Source organism: uncultured Aquincola sp., from assembly GCF_964001545.1.
Taxonomy (GTDB): Bacteria; Pseudomonadota; Gammaproteobacteria; order Burkholderiales; family Burkholderiaceae_C; genus Aquincola.
Genome location: NZ_CAXFDV010000055.1, coordinates 1 through 3,715 on the forward strand (window position 1 = coordinate 1; position 3,715 = coordinate 3,715).

5 protein-coding genes and 1 tRNA gene are annotated in these 3,715 nt (G+C 65.4%); all 6 read left to right on the forward strand.

The features are described 5' to 3' along the window. A partial coding sequence (gene tuf, locus ABNT58_RS02015; protein WP_348751845.1) for an elongation factor Tu occupies positions 1–998 on the forward strand: 998 nt, incomplete at its 5' end. A gap of 14 nt (positions 999–1,012) precedes the next feature. Then, positions 1,013–1,088, forward strand: a tRNA-Trp gene (locus ABNT58_RS02020). A 149-nt stretch (positions 1,089–1,237) separates the two neighbouring features. After that, positions 1,238–1,627 (forward strand): preprotein translocase subunit SecE, encoded by a 390-nt coding sequence (gene secE, locus ABNT58_RS02025; protein WP_348751846.1) that lies wholly within the window; start codon positions 1,238–1,240, stop codon positions 1,625–1,627. Positions 1,628–1,643: 16 nt separating this feature from the next. Then, the gene (gene nusG / locus ABNT58_RS02030) at positions 1,644–2,225 is read left to right on the forward strand and encodes a transcription termination/antitermination protein NusG (protein ID WP_348751847.1); all 582 of its coding nucleotides are present in this window, start codon (positions 1,644–1,646) and stop codon (positions 2,223–2,225) included. Positions 2,226–2,353: 128 nt separating this feature from the next. Then, a complete protein-coding gene (gene rplK, locus ABNT58_RS02035; protein ID WP_348751848.1) occupies positions 2,354–2,785 on the forward strand; it encodes a 50S ribosomal protein L11 in 432 nt (143 codons plus the stop codon). 1 nt (position 2,786) lies between these two features. Continuing rightward, a complete protein-coding gene (rplA, locus tag ABNT58_RS02040) occupies positions 2,787–3,494 on the forward strand; it encodes a 50S ribosomal protein L1 (protein ID WP_348751849.1) in 708 nt (235 codons plus the stop codon). The last annotated feature ends 221 nt before the right edge of the window (positions 3,495–3,715 follow it).

The window sequence follows — 3,715 nt, forward strand, 5'->3', positions numbered from 1 at the left end:
CCGCGCACGTGGAATACGAGACGGCCAACCGCCACTACGCCCACGTCGACTGCCCCGGCCACGCCGACTACGTCAAGAACATGATCACCGGTGCCGCCCAGATGGACGGCGCCATCCTAGTGTGCTCGGCCGCCGACGGCCCCATGCCCCAGACCCGCGAGCACATCCTGCTGGCCCGTCAGGTGGGCGTGCCTTACATCATCGTCTTCCTGAACAAGTGCGACATGGTCGACGACGCCGAGCTGCTGGAGCTCGTCGAGATGGAAGTGCGCGAGCTGCTGAGCAAGTACGACTTCCCGGGCGACGACACCCCGATCGTCAAGGGCTCGGCCAAGCTGGCGCTCGAAGGCGACAAGGGCGAGCTGGGCGAGCAAGCCATCATGGCCCTGGCCGACGCGCTGGACAGCTACATCCCGACGCCTGAGCGCGCCGTGGACGGCGCCTTCCTGATGCCCGTCGAAGACGTGTTCTCGATCTCGGGCCGCGGCACCGTGGTGACCGGCCGTGTCGAGCGTGGCATCGTCAAGGTTGGCGAAGAAATCGAAATCGTCGGCATCCGCGCCACCCAGAAGACCACCTGCACCGGCGTGGAAATGTTCCGCAAGCTGCTGGACCAAGGTCAAGCCGGCGACAACGTGGGCATCCTGCTGCGCGGCACCAAGCGTGAAGACGTCGAGCGCGGCCAAGTGCTGTGCAAGCCGGGCTCCATCAAGCCGCACACGCACTTCACCGCCGAGGTGTACGTGCTGAGCAAGGAAGAAGGCGGCCGCCACACCCCGTTCTTCAACAACTACCGTCCCCAGTTCTACTTCCGCACGACGGACGTGACCGGCGCGGTGGAGCTGCCGAAGGACAAGGAAATGGTGATGCCGGGCGACAACGTGTCGATCACCGTCAAGCTGATCGCCCCGATCGCCATGGAAGAAGGCCTGCGCTTTGCCATCCGTGAAGGCGGCCGTACCGTCGGCGCCGGCGTGGTGGCCAAGATCATCGAGTAAGAAGTCAAGGCTGCAGGGGCATAGCTCAATTGGCAGAGCGTCGGTCTCCAAAACCGAAGGTTGGGGGTTCGAGACCCTCTGCCCCTGCCACCGTCGGACGCTGACGCGTCTCGCTCGGTGAAGCCAAATCAGCCCGCGGGCGGTGCGCAGACCTTGCGCCGGCCCGGCGGGCTTTGCTGCTAGTGCGTCTGTCGTTTGCTGGCGCACACAGCCCACGATCCGAACCTGAATTGAAAGCGATGGCCACCACCAATCCTCAAGTCGAAACCGTCTCCAGCAGCGCGGACAAGGCCAAGCTGGCCACCGCCGGCGTGCTGGTGGTTGGCGCGGTGGCGGCCTTCTACCTGCTGTCGGCGCAGCCGCTGTGGCTGCGTGTGATCGCGCTGCTGGTGCTGCTGGCGGCTGCGGTCGGCATCTTCCTGGTGTCCGAGACGGGCAAGCAGCTCATCGCCTTCGGCCAGGATTCCGCGCGCGAAACCAAGAAGGTCGTGTGGCCCAGCCGCAAGGAAGCCATGCAGATGACCGGCTACGTGTTCGCCTTCGTGCTGGTGATGGCCTTGTTCCTGTGGCTGACCGACAAGACGCTGGAGTGGGTGCTGTACGACCTGGTCCTGGGCTGGCGGCGTTGACGACAAGCGAGAAAGCATGAGCGAATCCGAAATGACCCCCACCGACGCCGCCACCCCGGCGCCGTCGCCGCTGCGCTGGTACGTCGTGCACGCCTATTCCGGCATGGAAAAGGCCGTGGAGCGCAACCTGCGCGAGCGCATCGACCGTGCCGGCATGAACAGCAAGTTCGGCCGCATCCTGGTGCCGACCGAAGAAGTCGTCGAGCTGAAAAACGGCAAGAAGGCCGTGACCGAGCGCCGCTTCTTCCCCGGCTACGTGCTGGTCGAGATGCTGATGGACGACGAGTCCTGGCACCTGGTCAAGCACACCAGCAAGGTCACCGGCTTCGTCGGCGGCGCCAAGAACCGCCCGGTCCCCATCTCGGAAGCCGAGGTGATGAAGATCGTCAACCAGATGCAAGAGGGCGTCGAGAAGCCGAAGCCCAAGGTCGAGTGGACGGTGGGCGAGACGGTGCGGGTCAAGGAAGGCCCGTTCACCGACTTCAACGGCGCCGTGGAAGACGTCAACTACGAAAAGTCCAAGGTGCGGGTGTCCGTCACCATCTTCGGCCGCGCCACGCCGGTCGAGCTCGATTTCTCGCAGGTCGAGAAGGTCTGATCTCTCCGGGCGGGGGCTGTGGCGCGACCCGGCGCCCCCCGCCGTCTTCGCAACAGGGTCGCACTGGACGAGGAGCCCGTCCTGCCGCCGTCGGCAGTGCGGGCGCTTGAACTCGATAGGAGCCATTCATGGCAAAGAAAATCGTCGGCTTCATCAAGCTGCAGATCCCGGCCGGCAAGGCCAACCCGTCGCCGCCGGTCGGTCCGGCACTGGGCCAGCGCGGCCTGAACATCATGGAGTTCTGCAAGGCGTTCAACGCGCAGACCCAGGGCATGGAACCCGGCCTGATGCTGCCGGTGGTGATCACCGCGTTCGCCGACAAGTCGTTCACCTTCATCCTGAAGACGCCGCCGGCCACCGTGCTGATCAAGAAGGCGCTGAAGCTGGACAAGGGATCGGGTCGTCCGCACATCGAAAAGGTCGGCAAGCTGACCCGTGCGCAGATCGAAGAGATCGCCAAGACCAAGCAGAAGGACCTGACGGCTGCCGACCTGGACGCCGCGGTGAAGACGATTGCCGGTTCGGCCCGCTCGATGGGCGTGACCGTGGAAGGAGCCTGACATGGCCAAGCTCACGAAAAAAGCCAAGGCCCTGCAGGGCAAGGTCGACAGCCTGAAGCTGTACCCGATCGACGACGCGCTGGCGCTGGTCAAGGAATGCGCGACCGCCAAGTTCGATGAGTCGATCGACGTCTCGGTGCAACTGGGCATCGACGCCAAAAAGTCTGACCAGGTCGTGCGTGGCGCCGTCGTGCTGCCCAACGGCACCGGCAAGACCAAGCGCGTGGCGGTGTTCGCCCAGGGCGCCAAGGCTGACGAAGCCCGCGCCGCTGGCGCAGACATCGTCGGCATGGAAGACCTGGCCGAGCAGATCAAGGGCGGCAACCTGAACTTCGACGTGGTGATCGCCTCGCCGGACACCATGCGTATCGTCGGTACGCTGGGTCAGGTGCTGGGCCCCCGCGGCCTGATGCCGAACCCCAAGGTCGGCACCGTGACGCCCGACGTGGCCACCGCTGTGAAGAACGCCAAGGCGGGCCAGGTGCAGTTCCGTGTCGACAAGGCCGGCATCATCCACGGCACCATCGGCCGTCGTTCGTTCGACTCCGACAAGCTGGTCGGCAACCTGGCCGCGCTGCTGGAAGCCCTGAACAAGGCCAAGCCGGCTTCGAGCAAGGGCGTCTACCTGCGCAAGGTGGCCGTGAGCTCGACGATGGGCGTGGGCGTGCGTGTCGACGCGTCGTCGATCGCGCTGACCGCTCAGTCGTAATGTGATCGAGGGCGGCGCGCGAGTCTGGCGCGCTGCCTGATGAATTGGTGGGCCGCTGCCGCCTTCACGGGCGGTGGCGGGTCATCCAAGACCGCTGGTGGGGCCGCTTGCTTGCAGGCGGCGCCGTAATCGAAGGAAGGGCCCGCCCGACCCGAAGCCAGCGCAGATGGCGTCCCGCTGTTTTCCCTGGAAACAGATGGTCGCTGCAATCCGTTGTGCCG

What these genes read in the sequence shown, in the direction of transcription:
- rplA (WP_348751849.1), top strand. Translation starts at nt 2,787, where the DNA reads ATGGCCAAGCTCACGAAAAAAGCCAAGGCCCTGCAGGGCAAGGTCGAC.
- nusG (WP_348751847.1), top strand. Translation starts at nt 1,644, where the DNA reads ATGAGCGAATCCGAAATGACCCCCACCGACGCCGCCACCCCGGCGCCG.
- rplK (WP_348751848.1), top strand. Translation starts at nt 2,354, where the DNA reads ATGGCAAAGAAAATCGTCGGCTTCATCAAGCTGCAGATCCCGGCCGGC.
- secE (WP_348751846.1), top strand. Translation starts at nt 1,238, where the DNA reads ATGGCCACCACCAATCCTCAAGTCGAAACCGTCTCCAGCAGCGCGGAC.